Source organism: Stygiolobus caldivivus (assembly GCF_019704315.1).
GTDB lineage: Archaea > Thermoproteota > Thermoprotei_A > Sulfolobales > Sulfolobaceae > Stygiolobus > Stygiolobus caldivivus.
This window is the reverse complement of sequence record NZ_AP024597.1, coordinates 1,701,431-1,722,096: the sequence shown is the minus strand read 5'-3', so window position 1 is coordinate 1,722,096 and position 20,666 is coordinate 1,701,431. Positions and strand designations below refer to the sequence as shown.

22 protein-coding genes are annotated in these 20,666 nt (G+C 39.2%); 8 read left to right on the top strand and 14 right to left on the bottom strand.

Translation table 11 applies throughout. From position 1 onward, the window contains the following. Positions 1–75: 75 nt before the first annotated feature. On the bottom strand, positions 76–267 hold the full coding sequence (locus KN1_RS08035; RefSeq protein WP_221286922.1) for a hypothetical protein: 192 nt from the start codon (positions 265–267) through the stop codon (positions 76–78). 459 nt (positions 268–726) lie between these two features. On the opposite strand from KN1_RS08035, the gene KN1_RS08030 reads away from it, so the two are divergent. After that, on the top strand, positions 727–2,712 hold the full coding sequence (locus KN1_RS08030; RefSeq protein ID WP_221286920.1) for a hypothetical protein: 1,986 nt from the start codon (positions 727–729) through the stop codon (positions 2,710–2,712). Here KN1_RS08030 and KN1_RS08025 read toward each other — a convergent pair. Further along, the gene (locus KN1_RS08025; RefSeq protein ID WP_221286918.1) at positions 2,709–2,870 is read right to left on the bottom strand and encodes a hypothetical protein; all 162 of its coding nucleotides are present in this window, start codon (positions 2,868–2,870) and stop codon (positions 2,709–2,711) included. The two genes, KN1_RS08030 and KN1_RS08025, sit on opposite strands and share 4 nt — an antisense overlap. A 985-nt stretch (positions 2,871–3,855) precedes the next feature. Here KN1_RS08025 and KN1_RS08020 point away from each other — a divergent pair. The 5 genes from KN1_RS08020 (at position 3,856) to KN1_RS08000 (ending at position 9,042) form a co-directional block, all read left to right on the top strand. After that, positions 3,856–5,769 carry a hydantoinase/oxoprolinase family protein gene (locus KN1_RS08020; protein ID WP_221286915.1) on the top strand — a complete coding sequence of 638 codons (1,914 nt, stop codon included), beginning with the start codon at positions 3,856–3,858 and terminating at the stop codon, positions 5,767–5,769. A gap of 3 nt (positions 5,770–5,772) precedes the next feature. After that, on the top strand, positions 5,773–7,269 hold the full coding sequence (locus KN1_RS08015) for a hydantoinase B/oxoprolinase family protein (RefSeq protein ID WP_221286913.1): 1,497 nt from the start codon (positions 5,773–5,775) through the stop codon (positions 7,267–7,269). Between the two features lie 136 nt (positions 7,270–7,405). Continuing rightward, positions 7,406–7,822, top strand: a complete 417-nt coding sequence (locus KN1_RS08010) for a hypothetical protein (protein ID WP_221286910.1) — start codon at positions 7,406–7,408, stop codon at positions 7,820–7,822. Between the two features lie 233 nt (positions 7,823–8,055). Beyond that, positions 8,056–8,580 (top strand): SLOG cluster 4 domain-containing protein, encoded by a 525-nt coding sequence (locus KN1_RS08005; protein ID WP_221286908.1) that lies wholly within the window; start codon positions 8,056–8,058, stop codon positions 8,578–8,580. 57 nt (positions 8,581–8,637) lie between these two features. Then, complete coding sequence (locus tag KN1_RS08000) at positions 8,638–9,042, top strand: hypothetical protein (RefSeq protein WP_221286906.1); 405 nt, start codon at positions 8,638–8,640, stop codon at positions 9,040–9,042. Positions 9,043–9,181: 139 nt separating this feature from the next. Here KN1_RS08000 and KN1_RS07995 read toward each other — a convergent pair whose 3' ends face one another. After that, entirely contained in the window at positions 9,182–10,414 is a 1,233-nt protein-coding gene (locus tag KN1_RS07995) for an amidohydrolase family protein (RefSeq protein ID WP_221286905.1), read from the bottom strand. 150 nt (positions 10,415–10,564) lie between these two features. Next, the gene (locus KN1_RS07990) at positions 10,565–10,768 is read right to left on the bottom strand and encodes a hypothetical protein (protein WP_221286902.1); all 204 of its coding nucleotides are present in this window, start codon (positions 10,766–10,768) and stop codon (positions 10,565–10,567) included. 646 nt (positions 10,769–11,414) lie between these two features. On the opposite strand from KN1_RS07990, the gene KN1_RS07985 reads away from it, so the two are divergent. Further along, entirely contained in the window at positions 11,415–12,266 is an 852-nt protein-coding gene (locus KN1_RS07985) for a sulfite exporter TauE/SafE family protein (protein ID WP_221286897.1), read from the top strand. On the opposite strand, the gene KN1_RS07980 is transcribed toward KN1_RS07985, so the two are convergent. The 8 genes from KN1_RS07980 to KN1_RS07945 all read right to left on the bottom strand — a co-directional run bounded on the left by KN1_RS07980 (position 12,245) and on the right by KN1_RS07945 (position 17,963). Continuing rightward, positions 12,245–13,018 (bottom strand): hypothetical protein, encoded by a 774-nt coding sequence (locus KN1_RS07980; RefSeq protein ID WP_221286895.1) that lies wholly within the window; start codon positions 13,016–13,018, stop codon positions 12,245–12,247. The two genes, KN1_RS07985 and KN1_RS07980, sit on opposite strands and share 22 nt — an antisense overlap. A gap of 366 nt (positions 13,019–13,384) precedes the next feature. Then, positions 13,385–13,612 carry a ribbon-helix-helix domain-containing protein gene (locus KN1_RS07975; RefSeq protein ID WP_221286894.1) on the bottom strand — a complete coding sequence of 76 codons (228 nt, stop codon included), beginning with the start codon at positions 13,610–13,612 and terminating at the stop codon, positions 13,385–13,387. 2 nt (positions 13,613–13,614) lie between these two features. Then, entirely contained in the window at positions 13,615–13,755 is a 141-nt protein-coding gene (locus tag KN1_RS07970; RefSeq protein WP_221286893.1) for a zinc ribbon domain-containing protein, read from the bottom strand. Between the two features lie 33 nt (positions 13,756–13,788). Further along, positions 13,789–15,177 carry a SelD-related putative sulfur metabolism protein gene (locus KN1_RS07965; protein ID WP_221290604.1) on the bottom strand — a complete coding sequence of 463 codons (1,389 nt, stop codon included), beginning with the start codon at positions 15,175–15,177 and terminating at the stop codon, positions 13,789–13,791. 103 nt (positions 15,178–15,280) lie between these two features. Then, positions 15,281–16,177 (bottom strand): helical membrane plugin domain-containing protein, encoded by an 897-nt coding sequence (locus KN1_RS07960; protein WP_221286892.1) that lies wholly within the window; start codon positions 16,175–16,177, stop codon positions 15,281–15,283. A gap of 6 nt (positions 16,178–16,183) precedes the next feature. Further along, entirely contained in the window at positions 16,184–16,561 is a 378-nt protein-coding gene (locus KN1_RS07955; protein ID WP_221286891.1) for a DsrE family protein, read from the bottom strand. Between the two features lie 7 nt (positions 16,562–16,568). Then, the gene (locus KN1_RS07950) at positions 16,569–17,723 is read right to left on the bottom strand and encodes an NAD(P)/FAD-dependent oxidoreductase (RefSeq protein WP_221286890.1); all 1,155 of its coding nucleotides are present in this window, start codon (positions 17,721–17,723) and stop codon (positions 16,569–16,571) included. 6 nt (positions 17,724–17,729) lie between these two features. Then, a complete protein-coding gene (locus KN1_RS07945) occupies positions 17,730–17,963 on the bottom strand; it encodes a sulfurtransferase TusA family protein (protein ID WP_221286889.1) in 234 nt (77 codons plus the stop codon). Positions 17,964–18,156: 193 nt separating this feature from the next. Here KN1_RS07945 and KN1_RS07940 point away from each other — a divergent pair, with 193 nt between their 5' ends. Next, complete coding sequence (locus tag KN1_RS07940) at positions 18,157–18,564, top strand: rhodanese-like domain-containing protein (protein ID WP_221286888.1); 408 nt, start codon at positions 18,157–18,159, stop codon at positions 18,562–18,564. On the opposite strand, the gene KN1_RS07935 is transcribed toward KN1_RS07940, so the two are convergent. Together KN1_RS07935 and KN1_RS07930 are read right to left on the bottom strand one after the other, a co-directional pair. Next, positions 18,554–18,982, bottom strand: a complete 429-nt coding sequence (locus tag KN1_RS07935; RefSeq protein WP_221286886.1) for a MarR family winged helix-turn-helix transcriptional regulator — start codon at positions 18,980–18,982, stop codon at positions 18,554–18,556. The two genes, KN1_RS07940 and KN1_RS07935, sit on opposite strands and share 11 nt — an antisense overlap. Further along, positions 18,963–20,630 (bottom strand): MFS transporter, encoded by a 1,668-nt coding sequence (locus KN1_RS07930; protein WP_221286884.1) that lies wholly within the window; start codon positions 20,628–20,630, stop codon positions 18,963–18,965. Before KN1_RS07930 ends, KN1_RS07935 begins: the two co-directional genes overlap by 20 nt. Between the last annotated feature and the right edge of the window lie 36 nt (positions 20,631–20,666).

Sequence of the window (20,666 nt, the reverse complement as noted above, 5' to 3'; positions counted from 1 at the left end):
GAAAGAAAAAAGTTTTTAAAATGATACAGCCCGTGAAAGCTAGTTGTGCCTCTGTGTACCCCCTTAGTTTTCTGTCTAGCTGAACCTCTCGACCAACTTTCTATGTTCTTCGTCCTTTTTCATCCTCGCATGTTTCAGCCATCTTCCGAAAGTATGTCCCTTAATTTCTGCCTTACAGACGGGGCACGCGTACACTCCGACCTTCTCAAGATGTATCTTTAAACTCCTCGTATCCTTGAATGAGTCCCAATCTGGATAACTTGACATCCAGGTCTTTATAAGGAGCGAAAATCTGTAACATTAATAGTAAGGACGATTTCCACTTTTATAAGTATTTCGCTTTCATAAATAACGTGTACTAATATTGAAAGACGTGATAATTTTATCTAAACTTTGAGTCTTTCCTCATTTTATATATTATTTTTGTAACTGCCTTTTTGAGTATATTACTACTATGAAAGGATGAGAGAATCCGCTCAACAGTCCCTATATTAGGTAGTGAACCATAACTTGTTTTAGTCTAGACGTTAGGTTAAAGACAGGGATACCATAAGTAGTCAGGGAGCCTGAAACCAAATTGACACTGACCCTCTATGAATAAGAACTTCTTTATTTACTAGGACTTTTTATAACCGTTCTTAAGAAGGCTTCAAAATTTTTACCAGCCATGTAAAACTGGGTCGGTTATCAAGTTATTATAACAGCTACTCCTTATTTCTTAATGAGTTGACTGATAAAAAAATCATCGTATATTATGGAGGTAAAGGGATAGGAAAGAGTACATATGTTAAATCTGTGCTAATGGGCAAAAAATGGGTAGACTTGAGGACAATAAACGCTTCAGAATTTATTTCATTTAAAGGGTATGTTGGAGTTGTAGACGTTTACGACAGGGAATCATCACTAACTAATTATAGGGTCTTTGACGCAGAGAGGTCTTTGACTAATGTTTTGGACTTTTTCGATAAGGGTGGTGATAAAGTTATAATAGTAACACATGATATGGGACTATTTAAGCCCTTGTTTTCCTCTTACCCTTATGAGGTAATTGAACTTGACCTAAGGTACTTAGTGGACGAGGTGTTAGGAAATTCCTTCGAAAGTACAGTTAAAGAGAGTCTGAAGGGGTTTAGTTACGGCTATACTGTCGGTGCAAAATACCTTAAGTTATTGGGGAGAAAGGTAGAGTTTGAAAGGCCCGAGGACATTATAGCTGAGTATCTACGTTCATTAAACCTCGACGAGTTGAAGGTAAAAATTAGGGGGAAATTGGGTGTCTTACCGAAATCGGTTATAGGCGATAATGTACTTTCCGAGAGATTAGAGCTATTGTTCGAAGAGGTCTTGGAAAATTACGCGAAGGACTTAGATGAAGTACAAGCGTTAAGTAAACTCCAAGATATCCTTTTGGGTTTTAATGAAGAGTGTTTAAGACAAGCTTTCCTAGTGTCCGTAACTGTGAGTAAAGCCGGTTACCTTTGCGAGAGGTGTCCAGACTTATGTGTAAGAGGCGAACTCCCCCTCAGTGTCAGGCAAGCTGTACTTTACCCTAGGAGGATAACATTGCGTATGCCCTTTAGGGGGTGCGGGGACTCGGTAGATGATATAATTAGGTATGGTTCGTCGGATGAAGGAAAAGTCTGTACCGAAAAGGTGCTCAGGAGCATACATAAATACGCTACTGGCGAATTTCCGGCACAAGTATTACACGAATATTTAGGCAAGTTTTATGCGGAACGTGCAGAAGACAAGGAAGAGCTAAGGGCTTTAGGGGTATATGTGAGGGTTATGTCGGTTTACCTGAAAGATAGAATGTCAGAATATGCAAAGAAAATAATCGATAAAGGAGACTGGATAGCTAAAAGCCTTATTCTCCCCTATCTAGTCGACTCATTACAAGATACGAAACCCGTCATATCATCTATCTGTAGTGAGGGAATAGAAGAGTGTAAGGTAGCACTAATTGACGGCGGTATCGATGAACTTAATGCTAGGTATGATAGAGACCTTGACATAGGGATCAGGAGCGCTTTAAGTAATCCCCCTAAGTTAGTCCCCGAATATTGTAAGTATTTAGGGGTTGAACCGGACAAATGGTTAACGATCAGGAAAGAGTACTACGAGAGCACTATCGGTAAGTTCCTAGTCTATGCCGGACTTCCAGACGAGGCTCAGAAGCACCTCATTCACTGTGTAAATTCGGAAATAACGGAGACCATGATAAACTGCAGGATACTCTGGGCTAAGACTATGGTGCAGAAAGGGCAGGATATTTCAGAATATAGTAAAGAGCTATGGAATGAAGTTAAGAATAAAGTCGATGTGGTGCCTCAGACTAAAGCTATAGCATTAGCCTTATATGTTGTTTCTAATGATGATCGTGTGGCATACGAGGCTTACTCGTATCTTTTAAGGTACGTACCCTACGTTAAAATTATGGTGGACTGTTATTTCGGAAATTGTGACCTGACCAAGTTTGCTCTCATTACGGTACATAAGGGGACAGTAGTACCAGCCCTGAGGTACAAATTAGGTGAGATAACTAGGGAAGAGGCTTTCGATGAATGCATAGAAAGCGAAGACATAACAGAGTGCGATGACTATGTAATGAACCCTGATGAAGCTGTGAGGGATGTTTTAGAGAGGACCGTTCAGGGTAGAATTCTCTTGACTGAGAGAATTACCAAAAAAGATTTGATTATATTTATTTAACCTGAAGATAGGTCATGGCCTTTAGAGATCTCATCCAATATCAATTTTTCCAATATGTCATTAAACGCGTCATCCAGCGATATCCCTTCGCTTAACGCATATAGTTCTACTTGTTTTAGGATTTCCTCATCCAGAGTAAGTGTAATTTCTGTCCTCATCAGAAAGTTTCTCTGATTTCATATATAAGGCGTTATCTATTCCTCAATCCTAAAAAATTAGGAAAACTATGTCTTAGGAAATAACCCGGGTGTATTGTATTTTATACGCTAGATACTCCTCTAACTTTACCTAAACTACGATATCCGCGGATAATTTTTAAACAAATATTCAGCGTGTTGATCATGTATTACGCTTTGGGTTAGTTAGAAATTCGGAAGTATTAGTTTTGTTTTCAAACCACCTTTCAGCGTTCTCTACACGCCTATTAATAATTTTTAAAATTAAGTTAAAAACAACAACAACTCTACAAAATAAACATTAGCAGAAAACGGAAATGGTAAGGAATATCAAGACATTCTATTAATTATACCTTATTAGCCTTTATAGGGCTAATGCACTCCCTTGTCTCGTTAAAGTACTTATTGTGGTTTTAGAGCACATTTGTCCTTTGCATGTTAACCAGGCATAAGAGGTTATCAGAGGTCGAACAAGATAGCCATTATTAATGTATTTATGACAAAACGATCTGCAAGCCTCAATTTTTTGGGAGCCTTTTTAACCTTAGGTAATGGTTTGAAACACGGTGTATGTAGAGAAGCCAGCGTGGTAGGGCAATTATCAAGTGCCAATATGTGCCCCTGCCCAGATCTACATATCCCCCGAGTCCCCTAAGACACGAGGTAAAGGGGAAACTCTGGTGAGGAGTAATGGGCTGTAGGCACGGCTTGTGGTCCACCGCTGGACGGATAGAGTGGGCTGATAAATCCCACCTCCTATGAAGTAATGAGGGCAAAGGCGGTAAACCACAGACTTGTGAATTACTTGGAGGAACCCATACCCTTTAAGGTGTGGAGAGGTTAGTGGGTTTCCTATGCCTTAATTTTTTGTAGATCCTTGAGCAAATTGAGTATCAGTCTCTGTAAAAAATTTTTAATTCTAAAAGATTAACATTTAATATCTCCTGAAAATCTTTTAAGTAATGTAATGTCAATCGTGGCTGTAGATGTAGGAGGCACTTTTACTGATATAATAGTCCTCAGGGACAACGGTACATTAAGCTTTTACAAAGGGCTGTCTACGCCTAAGGCACCAGAGATCGGTGTTCAAGAAGGGCTTAGAGCTGTTAAAGTGGGGCATGTTTCCAAGCTTTTCCACGCTACTACTATAGCTACTAACGCTTTGCTCGGACAGTTGAACTTAGAACTTCCAAGAACTGCTTTAGTTACTACCAAAGGTTTTAGGGATATAATAGAAATAGCTAGGCAAAATAGACCTGAACTATATAACTTGTACTTTGAAAAACCAAAGCCGTTAATACCTAGAGAGCTCAGGTTTGAAATAGAGGAAAGAGTTACTTCTGAAGGGAAAGTACTGAAAGAACCCAATCTAAAAGACCTAGATCCACTTCTCGAGCAGAAAGTCGAGGCTGTTGCAATTTCGTTCCTTCACTCGTATAAAAACCCTGAGAACGAATACAGAGTAAAGGAATACCTCTCAAGGTTCTTTAAATATGTAGTAGCCTCCTACGAGGTGTCTCCTGAACAGAGGGAATATGAAAGGACTTCTACTACCGTCATAAACGCTATCCTCATGCCTATAGTATCGAAGTACGTAGAAGGACTACGTAGCCTGGCTGATGAGGTGTATATTATGTCGAGTTCAGGCGGATTAATTACTCTTGATGAAACAGTAAAAAGGCCTGTTCAGATTATCGAGAGCGGCCCTGCAGCAGGGGTTATAGGTGCAAAAGTCTTCGCTGAAAGGTTAGGTTATAAGAATGTTATCAGCTTCGATATGGGCGGGACCACAGCAAAAGCCGGTACTATAGTTAATGGTGAAATAGAGATAACGGCTGAATATGAGGTAGGGGGTAGGACGCACCACGGGCGGATCATTAAAGGCTCAGGGTATCCAGTTAGGTTCCCTTTTATCGACTTAGCGGAAGTATCTGCCGGGGGTGGGACAATAATCTGGAGAGATGAAGGTGGAGCTCTAAGGGTAGGGCCAATTAGCGCAGGTGCAGACCCGGGCCCCATATGCTATGGGAGAGGTGGAAAATTCCCCACATTAACAGACGCAATGGCAGTAGAGGGGAGGATCGGTGATCTCCTTTCCGGTGAGATGAGGCTTGATATAAGGCCTGCCGAAGAGGCTATATCGAAATTAGGTGACCCTTTAGATGTAGCAGAAGACGCAATAAAGTTAGCTAGTATCGAAATGGCTAGGGCAATAAGATTGGTTACTGTAGAAAGGGGACTTGACCCCGAGAATTTTGTATTATTCGCATTTGGAGGAGCTGGTCCACAATTTGCAATTGATGTGGCCGAGGAAGTAGGTGTCAAAGAAATAATAGTACCACCGTATCCGGGTTTATTCAGCGCGTTATCGTTGCTTGCTGCAGACCTTAAATTTGAAGCTAGGCTTCCTTTCCCTGGTGATGTTGATAGGGCTTTTGAAGAACTTGAAAGGAGGTTCCATGATGTTGACTATTTTATCAGGTATATAGATGCAAGGTACAAGGGTCAAGGATGGGAGCTTACGGTGAGAGTTGAGAAGGGCCAAGATTATCGTAAGGCATTCGAGGAAAAGTATATGGCTACATATGGGTATACTTTACCTTACCCCGTAGAAGTGGTGCTCGCGAGGGTCTTCGGGGTCAAGAAGTTGATTGCACTCTCGTTTCCTGAAAGGTCAAGTGATAAGGTTAAAGTCTACAAGAAAAAGGTATTTCTGGGAGACTGGGTAGACGTAGATGTATATAAAAGAGAGAGTTTGAACAAAGGGTTTAGGGGTAAAGGCCCTACTATAATTGAAGAATATAGTTCAACTATAATAGTTAAAGATGGTTGGGAATTTGAAGTAGGAGAAAACGGTTCAATAGTTATTAGGAGGTCTTAGACCATGAAGTGGGAGATAATCGAAAAAGCGACGACGTTTATCGCTGAAGAGATGGGAGTACTTCTCAAAAGAGCGTCATTATCCCCGAATATAAGGGAAAGGATGGATCATAGTTGTGCAATAGTCGACAAGCAAGGTAGGATAGTAGCACAAGCTGAGCATATTCCCGTCCATTTAGGGTCGTTTAAGATTGCTGTAAAGAACGTATTACCCTATGTTAGCTCTGATACTCTAATATTTAACGACCCTTATATTTCGGGCACCCACCTTAATGATATCGGTGTAATAACTCCCGTTTATTACCGTGGGAGCCTAGTAGCGTATGTTATTAATAAAGCCCACCATGTGGACGTAGGAGGTCCTGCACCGGGTAGTATTAATCCTAACGCGTCCACTCTGTATGAGGAGGGGGTTATAATACCTCCTTTGCCTCTAGGTAGAGAAGTATTAGAGATTATAAGAGAGAACTTCAAAACGCCTGAGGTATCTATTGGAGACCTTAATGCACAAGTCTCGGCTAATAAACTTGCCGTCAAAAGACTTACCGAATTATTCGATAAGTATGGGGTGGAAAATGTGACTGACGCTTGGGAAAGAAGTATTGAACATACTAGATCCCTTTTACCCAAATGGGATGAGGGAACGTATGAAGCTGAAGACTATTTAGAATGGAAAGGTTCCTTAGTTAATATAAGGCTAAGGCTCACAGTATCTGACTATAAGATAATAGCCGATTTTAGCGGAACTCATCCGCAGGTTGAAGGCCCGATTAATGCAGTCTTAGGAGTCACGTACTCTTCTGTCTCTTTTGCAATTAGGTCAGCTATCAATAAGGAGATACCGACTAACGAAGGGTTTTACTCATTTATCGAGGTAAAAGCTGATGAAGGCCTATTAGTAAATCCTAAGAAACCCGCAGCAGTAGGTGGAGGAAACGTGGAGACGTCACAGAGGATAGCGGACGTAACTTTTCTCGCCCTTTCAAAATTTTTACCAGTTCCTGCAGCTGGCTCAGGGACAATGATGAATGTTATGATGGGCGGTGTCAATAAAGGTAGATATTGGGCCTATTACGAGACTATAGGTGGTGGGAGCGGTGCTAGACCTAATTCTGACGGTGTTTCCGGAGTCCATGTAAACATGACAAATACTATGAACACTCCGATAGAGGTTGCTGAGTCTTCTTATCCCATTCTTTTTACGTCGTACAGAGTCAGAGAAGGGAGCGGTGGGAAAGGAAAGTTTAGGGGAGGAGATGGGTTAGTTAGGGGTTTTATTGCTTTAGATAAGTTAAGGCTTTCAATACTAGCGGATAGGTTCGTGCTAGGTCCTTGGGGGCTTAACGGTGGCGAAAGAGGTAAGACAGGGTGTGTTATAATAAAGAGAAAATCTGGTAAAATTGAGGTGATGCCGAGTAAATTTAGTACTGAATTGGAGGAAGGTGATGAGGTAATAATTGAAACACCTGGTGGCGGAGGTTACGGTAGGCCCCAGAGTTAGATGGTTATAGAGTTATTAGGGCTAACCTACGTATAAACCCTGGGGATCTAGGGGATAAAGTTTACGTTCTTAGACGCATCACTTTTAAATTTATGATCATTAAATCTTTTTAAAGAGCTACACAATTTTATGAGGAATGATAATAGACGATTATTACTCTTATAAGCGTAAATCTTTATTTAGACTATATATTCTAGCAGGTTTTGTCCCGATTTTGGTATTACAATTAATATTGTTTAGCGGTTCATTACTTTATGTTGATATTGTTCTAGTTGTTTTAACGTTATTGAGCTTGTATATCCCTTCTAAATTATTTTATGCGTATAAAGTTAAAGGTGGCGCACTATATATACCGAGCGGGAAAGTGCTGGACCTAACCCAGATAAGGAGTGTAATTATAGAAAATAGGAGGATTGAAGGGAAAATCTATATGGGCGATATTATAATCTATACGGTAGAAGGTAAAAGGGTTACATTACCTAAAGTCCTTAACCCCGACATAATTTCCTCAGTCCTTAGCAGTGAAAGGACTCCTAACAATAAGGGGACTTAGACGAGCTCTTCATGTCAACAAAGTTTATTAATATTCTTAACAACTTTTCGATTATGCAACAGATAGTGCAACAGGAAGAAAGTAAGACCATTAGCCAATTAATGAGCAAAAAGAAAAAGAGAGAAGCGGAGATAATAGAAGCACCTAAAGTCGTAGTTGACTGACGTGGGCATACGTTTTTGAATCTAAAAGTTTTTCACAAATTTTTTCTCTCACCTTTCGCTTTCCTTAGTATGCAATTAGGTATAGCTGTTCATAGTTCTGTCCCTTCAACTTATGCGGAGGAAAAAGTAAAGAGGTTTATTAGTTCGCTCTCATGCAGTCCTAGGATATTATTGGGAGGGTACTGGGGACTTATGAAGGTAGTTACGGATGAAGCAATAGCTAAAGGGCTACAAGTCGTGATGTTTCTACCAATAGAGAGAGAAAACATAGAAATTCCAGGTAATGTAGTTAGGGTCTATACAGGTTGTGAATATAGGTGTAGGTCTGTAATGCTAGTTAGGTCCTCAGATGTCCTCGTAGCATTAGGAGGTGGAGTAGGTACTCAAATAGAAATTGCTATGGCCTATGCCATGGGTAAACCTATAGCAGTATTAGTGGATACTGGGATGCCAACAGATAATTTAGAAAAAATATTCCCTAACTATCTGGATGAGAGGAAAGTGGTGGAAATAAAATACTTCAGAGAACCAGAAGATATAGCAAAGTTCGTTTGCTCTAACGAGTTGAGGCCTATTAAGACCGACTTCGGTTAAAACCCATTTAAGCGTTTAGGATAAAGTCCTTTATTTCGGGTGTTAAGTTAAGATATTATGCCAGATGTGTTTTCAATCATACTGGACGAGATATCAGAGGACGTCTTTAGGAAATTAGGTAAGAGGGTTAATGCAATTGTAAAGTTGCAACCTTTTAATCCTGCTGTGCTAGGATATGTCAAGGCTAATGATTATACGATCTATGTCAACTCCTTACCTTATGGAGTAGTGAAAAATGACCCCATAAAATCTAAGGAGTATCTCTACGTAGTACTTCTCCATGAGTATTTGCACCTGATAGGAATAGCAGATGAAAGAGAAGTTAGGAGGATAACGATGGAAATCGTAGGACAAAAATTTGGAGAAGGTAGTTTTGCATTTTCTTTGGCGAGGCAGTTATCAGATCCAATTGATGTATATTTGGGTTCTAATAAGAAAATTAAGCCTATGACATACATTTAATCTCCGTTTATTTTTATCTATTAGATCCATGCATGATCATGTTGGTTATATAAAATTATTAATAAGCGGCCCTTGAAGTTATTAGAAGTGATGAGATCGCCAGAGTAAGAGCGGGTGATTTCACCTGGCCTTTCTGAATTCAAGGTCTCTTCTTAACTTCTTCCCACTTACCGTTGAAGAGAATATATTTCCCGTCTTTGGCTACAATTTTCCCATCTTTAATTACATATTTAGGTGGCTCAAGAAACCTAATAAGGTCAATTATATCATCAGCATCTGTGATAAGTAAATTAGCTTTTTTCCCTAAATCTATCCCATACTCAACTTTCCAAGCCTTTGCTGCGTTATAGGTTATCAGGTTTATAGATGAGTTTAGCTCATCGTATCCCGTCAATTGGTCTAGATGTATAGCCATAAATAATACTTGGAGCATGTTTCCGGCCCCTAGAGGATACCAAGGGTCCATTATGCAGTCATGACCTAGGGCCACATTGACACCTTGAGATATCATCTCCTTTATTGGTGCTAGGCCCCTCCTCTTAGGATACTCGTCAAATCTACCTTGAAGAACAGCGTTTATAAGGGGGTTAGGTACAACTGTAATTCCTGCCTTTGCAATTACCGGTAATATCCTAAACCTGTATGCCCTATCCCAACTATGCATTGCGGTAACATGCCCGGCTGTAACTCTGTTGTACCAGTTATTCTCGATTGTTTTCTTAGCTACTACTTCAAGGTACCTAGAATTAGGGTCGTCCGTCTCGTCTACATGCCCGTCTACATCTTTGTTAAATTCCTTTGCTATTTTAAAAGCCAGTTCTACTGACTTTACACCGTCCTCTCTAGTTAACTCATTATGAGGTATCATACCTACGTTATCAGCACCAATTTCAACCGACTTGTAGAGTAATTCGTCATTACCCTTGTCTGTGTAAACACCGTCTTGCGGGAATGCAGTAACTTGTATATCTGCTATTTCTTTTACTTGTTCTTTTACCTTGAGGATAGCTTTCAGCAACCTGAGCTCTTTTTCTGTCACATCTACATGTGTCCTGATCCATAATGTCCCGTATGCGACCATGAGCTTCACGGCTACTAACGCTCGTTTTATAACGTCGTCCTCGGTAAGTTTTTCTTTAATATCTCTCCATATCTGTATCCCTTCCCAAAGGGTCCCGCTCTTATTTTTAGACTGAAGAAATACACTATCTAAATGGAAATGCATGTTAAAATAAGGCGGTAGAACTAGCTTTTTATCGGCGTCTATTATTTCTTCTCCTCTACACTCTCCTAAACATACGATCTTTTTATCGTCAATACCTATATCAACTACGTCTCCGCTTAATAACCTCGCACGTTTAATTACATCCATCAGTTAAAGTATACTCCATGAAGCTTTAAAGGGCAATGTAACTTCCTCGGTCGTTAGATCCCTTAAGCGATTCCGTTGCTCTTTAGGCTAACACTTGCTTAACAAGGAGCAGTTAATAACAATTATTAAAGGTAGAGAAGAAAGTATAACCTAATTCCTTCTTACACTTATTATCCACATCCCTTCTTCTTTAGCCTTCTCAACTTCATACCCCCTAAATAGATACGAGATATCGACTTCGCTCATGAGGATTAGGGTCTCATTTCTTTTAAGCTTCTTTAATAGTTCCTTTGACTTATTCCTTATCTCTTCTAAATCTGTTTTGCTCATATCTACTACAATTAGTCTTTGCATGGGCATGATTACGAAAACGGGGTTATAAACGTTTTTCAGAGTTAATGTGATAACTGTTTAATTTAAACCTTTAATAAGTTTAACGAATTTTAGATTACAATATAACTTATAAAAATTACTTTATTAAAATTTTATTAAATATATAAAAATAAAATTAAAAAATTCCGTCTAGTATTTAGTAAACTTCGTATAAAAAGTTAAATCTATTGCAGTCGACAGAGGTGATGGGACAGTACAAGCAATTAATTTACATTTGTCTTCTATGCATTCATATATCCCATAGCCTGATATACATGCATCACTTTTCTTTATTGTATAATATTTTGAGATATTTGAATTCATAAAATAACTTGCTTTAATACCGTATATAAGTTTTAGTCTTATGTTTTTTAAAATGTTGTATAAAAGGATTGTCCGAGTATTTAAAAATTACAAAACTAAAATAAATAAGCACATATTATTAATTTAATTATATTAAACATATTATGTAGTAAAATAACTTTATCGATTATATTTTACTAACGAGAGACAGATCAGTTTAGATATATGACTACTGCTATCTAGAGAATTATTAAATTGACCACGTTAAAATAGTTGCTTTTGTTTAAACTAAAGTTTTTTAACTAAAAAAAATAATAACTCTCTTATGCTTGAACTTACTTTACTTCAGTATGTCCTCTCAATAGTTTCAGGGTTTCTAGTGGGATTTAGCCTAGGGCTTATAGGTGGAGGAGGTTCAATATTAGCAATACCCTTGTTATTATACTTTGTAGGACTAGCTTACTTACCCGGTGTCAGCTCGAATTATATTGACCATGTAGTAATAGGTACAACAGCTCTTGCAGTGGGGTTAAACGCTTATATTAACGCTTTTATTCATTGGAGAAAAGGTAATGTAAGAGTGCTAGAAGGTATTGCATTTACAATACCGGGCATAGTAGGTACGTACACGGGAGCAAGGGTAGGATTGCTTGTTCACGGTGGATTACTGCTATTCTTGTTCGGAATATTGATGATAGTTATTGCGGTAATGGTATATAAGGGAAAAGATAAGCCTAAGAATGCTAGAGTTGTTGAACCTTCTAGTGAAACACAAAGCCTTATGTCCTCTCTGAAAAGGATAAACTTTATGAGGATAATACCGGTCGGGTTTGCTGTAGGTTTTGCTTCAGGGTTTTTCGGGATAGGAGGAGGTTTCTTAATTGTCCCTGGGTTGCTATTTAGTACCGGACTTTGTATGATAAAGGCAGTGGGTACATCTCTAATTTCTGTGGGGACGTTCGGTGTGACCGGGGCACTGACTTACGCTTTAGCGGGGGACATAGACCCAATAATTAGTATTCTTTATCTAGCAGGCGGTATAGCTGGAGGCTTTGTAGGTGCTAAAATAGCCAGTAGTATGCCAAGAGGTATGTTGAGGAAAGTCTTTGCAATAATAATAATACTAGTAGCAATTTACTTAATGTATCAAAATATTTACGCGTTAAAGGCATTATAACTTTTTTTAAGGAGGACTTTTTGGTAATACATTACCATTCCTACAAGGATAAGGACTTCATACAGCAGTGATGTATAAAAAGTCAGGACTGTACCTATTGCGAGAGCCAAGTATACAATTTTTATAGTTTTATCTTTAGAAGAGATTACCCCTATAAAACATAGTCCTAAAGATATTATTACGGTTGAGTAAATCCAATAGGTTTCGTTGAGCAGTATCGGGGGGAAAGTAGCTATCCCGATCAAGGGGAATAAGTCCCTTCTCACGCTCTCGTTTTTCATATAGTTAATTATATAAAGGGACAGCATTTCAGCCATCATCGGGTAAAAAAACCAGTAAGAGTCTATAGAGTAGTTAAAAATATCTATACCGTTCTCGAAGTAGTTTTTCCCTAAATACGCTAGGTTAAAGGCGTAACCCATTAGAAACTCATTAACCACGGCGAGAGTAGACACGTAAATCTCGTGGCCCCCGTTATATTCCTTAGAGGCAAGTCTCTTAGCGTTTAAAAAGAACGGTACAAGTAAGCTTACCATATATATACTGTTGGTCAGAAATGCTATTGCAATAGATATCGAAGAGGGATAATAAAGGTAATATATAGCACTTAAGAACATACTGATCATCATTCCTAACAAAAAGTACACTAGAAATAGTCCAGCATAATTCTTTATTCTCTCAAATAGGTATAGGATGAGCACTATGCCAATTACCATTACGGATGCTATTGACGAGAATAAGAGTAACTCCACTCAAACTACTCTCTCCTGTCACTTAAAAGAGTTGCTAAAACTCTCTCATGTATTAAAGTAATTTACGTTATAATTACTTTTTTTATAAAATTTTTAAAATTACCATTGGAGAAATTGTGGTAAAGAAGGCAAATATTTAGAGGGATATTTACCTTAGGTGATGGGTTCCTACGATCTAAGGTAGTAGCGCTTACAGCTTCGATATCGGAGAAACTCTTCTACTCTACACTAGGGCCTCTTAGGTGTAGTTTTGCAATAGTTTTAAAGTAATATTGAAAGACATTAGCAGGGCCTATCTTTTTGGTGCCGCCTAAAGTTAATTGCAGACTGTGTTTTAAAAGGACTGGGGCACTAAAACAGTCGGAGCTAGTTACAAAATAAGAACCGACGTATTTTGACTAGGATGTCTTTTTCGTTCTCTTTTATATTTTTTAAGTTTACTGTCTTTATCTTCCCGCTTGTAGGTATATCAGGGAGATTCAGGCATTCGCCTGAGCTTATAGCGTCATCTAATAGTTTAGAAAAAGGTATCCTTTTTTGTTTTGAAAGCCTGACCAGTATTTCGTACCACTCTTCGGGTATCTTAACGTTCATGTTCAAGCTTGATTTACGCTTTTTACTTGGTACTTAATAAATATATATCCACATCTAGGGCAACTCTTTGTTATCATATTACCGTCCTTTGTAATTTTTATTTCAACAACGTTTCCACAACCGGGGCAAGTCCTCTTAGCCATGCGGTAAAACTGTGTTCAAAACTTTTAAAAAGCTCATTCCTTTATCTTAAACTGTCTTAACACGTTATCCCTCCTTATAAGCTTTGTAACATAAGGGGGGACTATTACTGCCCCGTTACCTTTCCCCACCACTTTTCCTATCACCTCCGGCTTTTCTCCAGCTCTTTCTAACTCCTCAACTAAGTCGTCGGCTAACCTCTTGTTCACAAACATCACAATTGCCCCATTAGTCCCGATAGTAGAGTTAGGAATAATGAAGTTCTCAGTAGCGAATTCACAGATGTCACGGTCTATCACTGGGACGGACGATAGCTCAACATTTACCCCAGCCTTTTCTGCAAACTCCTTTATGACAAATATCCCCGGTCCCGTGACATCAGTAGTCATTGCTACGTGTTCTTCCCTAGAGAAGTCCTTACCGAACTCAGGTAGGTGGTTATAGATCACCTTAGCTACATGGATATTAGGTGTTGACATTACCCTCAATGCTTTAGTCTTAGTTTCTTCTAATTTAGAGAAGGATATTCCTTTCGCTTCCATAAGTTCAATGAGCTCTGGGACAGCTAATACCCATAAGTGGACGTTGATAGGGGTCAACTCACCAAAATACCTCGTGGTCACAATTACCGTGTCTTCGTCTACTTTATCGTAAAATGTGGGTAATTCGTGGTCACTCTTACCTATGACTGTAGCCCCCATCATAAGGGTTTTCGTAGACGGTTGGATATCGTCTTTTAACTCCATATTATACTTTCGTGTAAAGTTCTCATAATTACCTAGTAGCCTCCTTTTTAATTCATCATTAGGTGCATCAGCTACTGGGATTACTGTTAAGCCTTGGAATACACCCTTCGTAAATAAGTCATTTAAAGAGTTTGATATAGCCACATCAACTTGAGTCTGAGACCCCGGGTTATCTAAAGGGTCGACTATCTGTATTGTGTCATTGTTAGCTACAGTGTACGACCTTTCTCTCCTCCCTTCAAGCCTGAACAAATCTAAGAGTGCGATCTCTCCGTCTTTCTTAGTAGTTACGATTGAGTGACCTTTTCCGATTGTGAGTTTCCTACTTGTCTTTACTGAAGTATACGCCCTGAATAAAAATTCGGCAAAAGCTTGTGGGTTCCCAGCGGTTTCCTGGTTCACTTGAATAAGGCTAATTGCCCTATCTGCGTCAAATTCACCACCGTTTATCAGCCTTTTGTGTATAATCTTTTCCGTAGAAACGAATATGTCAGCGTCTTCCCTAGGCAGTATGTAAATGTTTCTTTTCTCCAGCTCTTTCCTAAGTTTCTCGAGTGCTGGATAAACAGTCTCTATTAGGTCGACTTTTACTGCACAACCTGTGGCGAGTGATAAAGGGTTTAACCCCATACTTTTGTAAATTTCTAAGTTTTCTCTAAACTTAACAAAAATGTCCATTTTGTTAATCACTGAAAAAAAGATTATTTTTGTGTCTTTTAAACCCTTCTAAGAAAAAGAAATAATTGGTCGTACTTTATGAAGCAGTGAGGAGAATAGATGTTCAAGCTTTATAGCTCTTTCCCAAGATCTTGAGCATAGTTATAAAGATCCCTAGCCCTCTCTGGACGTCTTCATCTCTCATCGACGCTATAAGTCCTCCGAGTGTAATTTTAGGTGGGTTAGAAAGCATTTTCTTAGCTTCGGGTGAAGTAAGTGAAGTTACCATATTGTAGAATACAGGGTCCATTGCATGTTCTAGGAATTCCAGACCTTTAGGAAGGAAATCAAGTGTTAAAGATAGAGTAGCCGCTATATTTCCCAGTGCCTCATCATTTAACATGTCCTTAAATGTTTTCAATGCATATAGGCTGTTTAGACCTACGTCAAGTGCTCCTGAGTGGTCTAGTTCCTTTAACTTTACCATTAGCTTGTCAATCACGTCCCAGTTCTTTAATGTGTTCATAATTCCCTTATAGTTCTCTGAGAACACGTTAGAAAATTCTAGCAGAGCTGACATAGTGTTTCCAAGATTTGCTAGTGCTTCATCGTTTAACATATCTTTAAGTGTCTTTAACGTGTATAGGCTGTTTAGACCTACGTCAAGTGCTCCGCTTTCTTTCAGCTCTTTTAGTCTTCTAGTCAAGTCTGCCAGTACATCAACATTCTCCATTAGTTCTTGGAATTTATTATAGTTCTCTCCAACCGTCTCGGATAACTCTAGGAGACCTGATAACATTGTAGCTACATTAGATAATGCGTCATCATTTAGCATATCTCTAAGCATCTTAGCTGAGTATGATAAATTAACAAGAGTATCCAGTGCCCCACTCTCCTTAAGTTGTGAAACCACTTTTAGTGTCTCGTTAAGTGTTGGTAAATGGTCTATTAATTCAGCTATCTCATCTACCTTTTTCTCGTCTATTTTACTCATAACTTTTTCAAAGTTTACATCCTGCACTCAATCTCACCATATTGATATTATCTGTCCTCCTTCTACCTCCATTTGGAAGCTCGTTATACCTACTATGTCATCTATAACGTCATTATAATTGTCTTTCTCAAGCCCGAATAGTTTACTCGCATAAGAACAAGCATATACCTTTAGCCTTCCACTTTTCTTCGCTTTCTTATAAAACCCCATGACGTCCTCGTTAGCTGCTTTCTTCGAAGTCTCATCGGTTACCTTCATATCGGCATTTTCTTTGGTAAAAGCCTTTACAGCATCCATTGTAGCAAAAATTACTACTTCATCTCCCATACTTGTTGAAATTACACTCCACATCCCTGCAAAAAGGACTTTAGAAAGTTCATTACTTCCGAGGACTATTCCTACTTTTGCCATTTTAGACTCACACTATAGCCTTAGCCGTTACTGTCCAGTATAGTTTGTTGTATAATATCTTGCCCCACCAGTGTACATAAGATGGTGGAGGTGGTATGGGCGGGTTATTATAGTTAAACCTAATGTATGTAGCTTGATCCAGTCCGGTAGCTATATAACAGAACACTGACCCGTCATACATTTTCTTCTGTTTTTGTCCCCTTATGTCATTTACTATATTTGAAGTTACTACATATGATTCGAAGTCTGCAGTAGAGCCTGCTTTAGATATTGGTATATCAGTCGTATCGCCGATCACATATACGTTAGAATGTCCTTTCATTTGTAATGTAAACTTGTCGGTAGGAACCCAATTCCTCTTATCACCAATCCCTGAATCTCCTATGACCTTAGCACCCATGTGAGGTGGTACACCTAATAGGAGGTCGAACTTTATTTTTTCTCCTTCTTGCGACTCTATCACTTTTTCCTTCGGGTCTACTTTTGTAACTGTAAACGGCGATACGACTTCAATTCCCCTCTCTTTGAATATCTTCAGCATTAACTCGTTGGTGGACTTGATGCCAAACACTCCTTGGATCGGATAAGTATAAATTATCCTGGTCTTGTCTCTTATACCCATCCTCCTAGTCCAGTCCTCGAACATTAAAGTCATTTCTAAAGGCCCTACTGGACATTTGTGAGGTAACCTAGCCACGTTAATGACTACTGTGCCTCCTTGGAACTGCTGTACGGCTTCTCTCATCTTTAGTGCATCTTCATAACTCCATGCAGTGAATTCAGCTTCTTTTAAGCCCGGTATTTCATCCCAACTTAGATGCGACCCGGTCGCTATCACCAGATAATCGTAAGTGTGTTTAACTCCGTCAGCAGTGACTACTGTATTATTTGGCGGATCAATCTTTGTTATCTCACCTTTTTCTCCGTGGACAAACTTTACCCTTTCATCTAGTAGTTCCCTTTCATTCTTTACAATGTCCGTTGGTTCAACTAGACCCATTCCTACAAATAGCTGTCCAGGCTGATACACATGTCTGTCGCTTTTATCTAAGACTACAATTTCTAGTTCTTCCTTATGAATTTCATGAGATAAAGCCCTTGCTAGCCTATTTGCTACTATTGTACCAGCTATTCCTCCACCGGCTATAATAATCCTCTTCATGGCGTATCACTTCTGTATAACTAGTTTGAATTTACTACCGTCTTTTGTTTCACTTAGTACTTTATACCCTTTTTTGGTAGCCCAAGCTACAATGTCTTTTTTTGTAGCTTCATCTCCTAGAATTACTTCAATAGCTTCTCCAGCTCCTATTTCGTCCATAACACCAGATAGTTCGCCTATTGGACCTGCACATGAAGTCCCGGTTAAATCAAGACTTTTTTGGATTTTATAGGAAGACATCTACCCCTCCCTATGTTATTAAATATATTTCGGATATATATGTTTTTATTTAAATTCTTCTTATTTTTATTAATTTGTATATAAATTAGATACTGAATTAACAAAAAAATTAATTAAAAACAAATATTTTGAGTTAAATTCATTTCAAAGAAAAAAATTTAAGTTACTTTAACAGAGTTAAAGTAGGGTTAAGATGAAAGTAAACGAAGAGTATTCATCTCCATATTATCCTCATATAATTGATGTGTTCCCGTCTGTAGCAAGGAAATTATGGAAGAAGAACAACGTACTCGTCCTTGACATAAGGACTCCAATGGAATACGAGGATCATCATATACCCGGAGCACTATTAGTGCCTATGGACTATTTAGACGTGCTGATCCATAAAATTCCTCATACAGAGATAGCCGTATTCTGCGAGCACGGTAACAGAGCTAGGTATGCTACTTACGGTATGCCGGAGCTTTGGAAAGGTAGAAAAGTATACTACGTAATAGGCGGAATGGCCGGCTGGATGGGGATGGGGTATGAAGTAGAGACAGGAATGGACGAGAACGGGATTAAATGGCAAAAATGGTTAGAAGAACTAACTAACTCTTAGAACTAAGTATGTCTAGTTTATTTAATATTTTTTGTAAAATTTCGATTGTATCGTCCACTTTTATATTCTTAATTACTTCATCTGCTAATGAAGAGTAATCCTTGAGTAAGTCCTTAAAGGTTTCCTCTCCTTTCTTTGTTATTTTAACCGTAACAACCCTCCTATCTATAAGATCCCTTTTCCTTTCTACGTAACCTTTCTGCTCTAACCTGTCTACGCTCGCAGTGATAGTAGCCTGAGTTACATAGTACCTCTTAGCTAATTCGCTCATGGTAGACTCTTTCTCCATCACAGCTCTTAAGATAAGGAAGTCCAAATAGTTCATCCCCTTGTCTGCAAACTTCTTATTCAGTTCCCTTACGAAGCTCCTATGGACTTTGGCAATCGTGCTGAAAAATTTAAGTCCCTGATTGTTCAACACTCTCCACCTCCGCGATATACCTTTTTCCCCTTAAAGCTGAAGCTATAGCAGCTATAAAACTCATTATACCCCCAATATAGAAAGCGTTCCTCAGTGCTTGCATAAATGCCGGGGCAATTGCCGTCGGAAACCAAGTCCTTTGCTCCATAACTGCTATTGCTGAAGCTGGGATCGTGTTTGGCGGTAGATTTGCTAGCAATGCTCTAACGGGATTATATCCTAAGAATGCTGCAAAAAGTGCTCCAGTTACAGGGACTTTTTGTGCCAACGGTGCCAATTGGGGTGCACCAGCTTGGGCTACAGCACTTGCCAAATCGTGGGGTAATGTCGCTGAAAGCGAGAGTATTACTATCGTGAAGAACAGTGCTAGACTAGCCGTCTGTCCGGTGTTTTGCAGGGTAGCTCTCATACCCGAGGCTGCACCTCTGTGTTTTGCAGGGACACTGCTCATTATAGATGAAGTATTAGGAGCCGCGAACATACCGTTTCCTAAACCCATGAGGAATATTATTAAAGCGAACTCAGGGTAGCTGAAATTATAAGGTAAAGTGGTAAGTAAGAAGAACCCAATACCGACAATGACCATTCCTAGTGTTGCCAGAACTCTTGCACCGTATTTATCTGACAGATAACCGCTTATTGGACCCATAGATACGAAACCTACCATTAAAGGTATTGTATAGATCCCTGCCCAGAAGGGCGTCTCAGAATATGAATAGCCGTGGAGGGGTAACCATATACCTTGTAGGAAGATAATAATCATTATCATGAGCCCGCCATATGCGAATGACCTAAGTATACTCGCTAAATTTCCAGCAGCGAATGACCTTATTTTAAATAACTCTAACCTAAACATGGGATACTTTACTTTTCTCTCCACAAAGATAAACGCCACTAAAAGTGAGGCCCCTACAGCCATAGACGCAATGACCCACGGGTCTCCCCACCCTGTCTGGGAGTCGCCATAAGGTAGGAGCCCATAGGTGACCCCTAGCAGTATCAATACTAGACCTAGACCGAATGTAACATTACCCGGTATGTCCAGTTTCTCGGATTTATTTGGCTTACTAGTCTCTCTTAGCTTGGTATAGCTCCATACAGTCCCTAACACTCCAACTGGCACACTTACAAGGAAGACTAACCGCCAATCTATTACTGAAAGTATACCGCCTAAGATCAACCCTACAAGTGATCCCGCCAGTGCTGCAATCTGGTTTATTCCTAGGGCTCTTCCTCTTTCATTATAAGGGAATGCGTCGGTAATAATTGCTGCGCTATTTGCGAATAGAAAAGCTCCGCCTATCCCCTGAATTATCCTGAAAATTATTAGCTCCAAGGCTCCGGTATCTCCGGTATTAGGAGTGAGAGAAAGTAGAATTGAGCCAATAGTAAATATTAAAAAACCTAAATTGTATAACCTTACTCTCCCGTATATATCTGATAGCCTGCCAAAAGTCACCAGTAGAGTAGCTGTTACTACATTATACCCCATTAGTATCCATAATAGGTATTGGAAAGACGTAAGTGGGTTTATGTCAATCCCTCTAAATATAGCGGGGAGTGAGATTATTGTTATCGTACCGTTAATTGACGCCATGAGGACTCCTATAGTGGTGTTGCTTAGTGCTATCCATTTATATTGCATAACTTATGGTTGTGTTTTGGATTTTAATATTTTATT

Bases quoted from the DNA above. Each gene is read 5' to 3' on its own strand.
- KN1_RS07940 (WP_221286888.1), top strand. From the start codon at position 18,157: ATGAAAGTAAACGAAGAGTATTCATCTCCATATTATCCTCATATAATT.
- KN1_RS08000 (WP_221286906.1), top strand. From the start codon at position 8,638: ATGCCAGATGTGTTTTCAATCATACTGGACGAGATATCAGAGGACGTC.
- KN1_RS07945 (WP_221286889.1), bottom strand. From the start codon at position 17,963: ATGTCTTCCTATAAAATCCAAAAAAGTCTTGATTTAACCGGGACTTCA.
- KN1_RS07930 (WP_221286884.1), bottom strand. From the start codon at position 20,630: ATGCAATATAAATGGATAGCACTAAGCAACACCACTATAGGAGTCCTC.
- KN1_RS08015 (WP_221286913.1), top strand. From the start codon at position 5,773: ATGAAGTGGGAGATAATCGAAAAAGCGACGACGTTTATCGCTGAAGAG.
- KN1_RS07965 (WP_221290604.1), bottom strand. From the start codon at position 15,177: ATGGACATTTTTGTTAAGTTTAGAGAAAACTTAGAAATTTACAAAAGT.
- KN1_RS07970 (WP_221286893.1), bottom strand. From the start codon at position 13,755: ATGGCTAAGAGGACTTGCCCCGGTTGTGGAAACGTTGTTGAAATAAAA.
- KN1_RS08010 (WP_221286910.1), top strand. From the start codon at position 7,406: ATGATAATAGACGATTATTACTCTTATAAGCGTAAATCTTTATTTAGA.
- KN1_RS08025 (WP_221286918.1), bottom strand. From the start codon at position 2,870: ATGAGGACAGAAATTACACTTACTCTGGATGAGGAAATCCTAAAACAA.
- KN1_RS07975 (WP_221286894.1), bottom strand. From the start codon at position 13,612: ATGAACGTTAAGATACCCGAAGAGTGGTACGAAATACTGGTCAGGCTT.
- KN1_RS07990 (WP_221286902.1), bottom strand. From the start codon at position 10,768: ATGCAAAGACTAATTGTAGTAGATATGAGCAAAACAGATTTAGAAGAG.
- KN1_RS08020 (WP_221286915.1), top strand. From the start codon at position 3,856: ATGTCAATCGTGGCTGTAGATGTAGGAGGCACTTTTACTGATATAATA.
- KN1_RS08005 (WP_221286908.1), top strand. From the start codon at position 8,056: ATGCAATTAGGTATAGCTGTTCATAGTTCTGTCCCTTCAACTTATGCG.
- KN1_RS07950 (WP_221286890.1), bottom strand. From the start codon at position 17,723: ATGAAGAGGATTATTATAGCCGGTGGAGGAATAGCTGGTACAATAGTA.
- KN1_RS07955 (WP_221286891.1), bottom strand. From the start codon at position 16,561: ATGGCAAAAGTAGGAATAGTCCTCGGAAGTAATGAACTTTCTAAAGTC.
- KN1_RS07995 (WP_221286905.1), bottom strand. From the start codon at position 10,414: ATGGATGTAATTAAACGTGCGAGGTTATTAAGCGGAGACGTAGTTGAT.
- KN1_RS07985 (WP_221286897.1), top strand. From the start codon at position 11,415: ATGCTTGAACTTACTTTACTTCAGTATGTCCTCTCAATAGTTTCAGGG.
- KN1_RS08035 (WP_221286922.1), bottom strand. From the start codon at position 267: ATGTCAAGTTATCCAGATTGGGACTCATTCAAGGATACGAGGAGTTTA.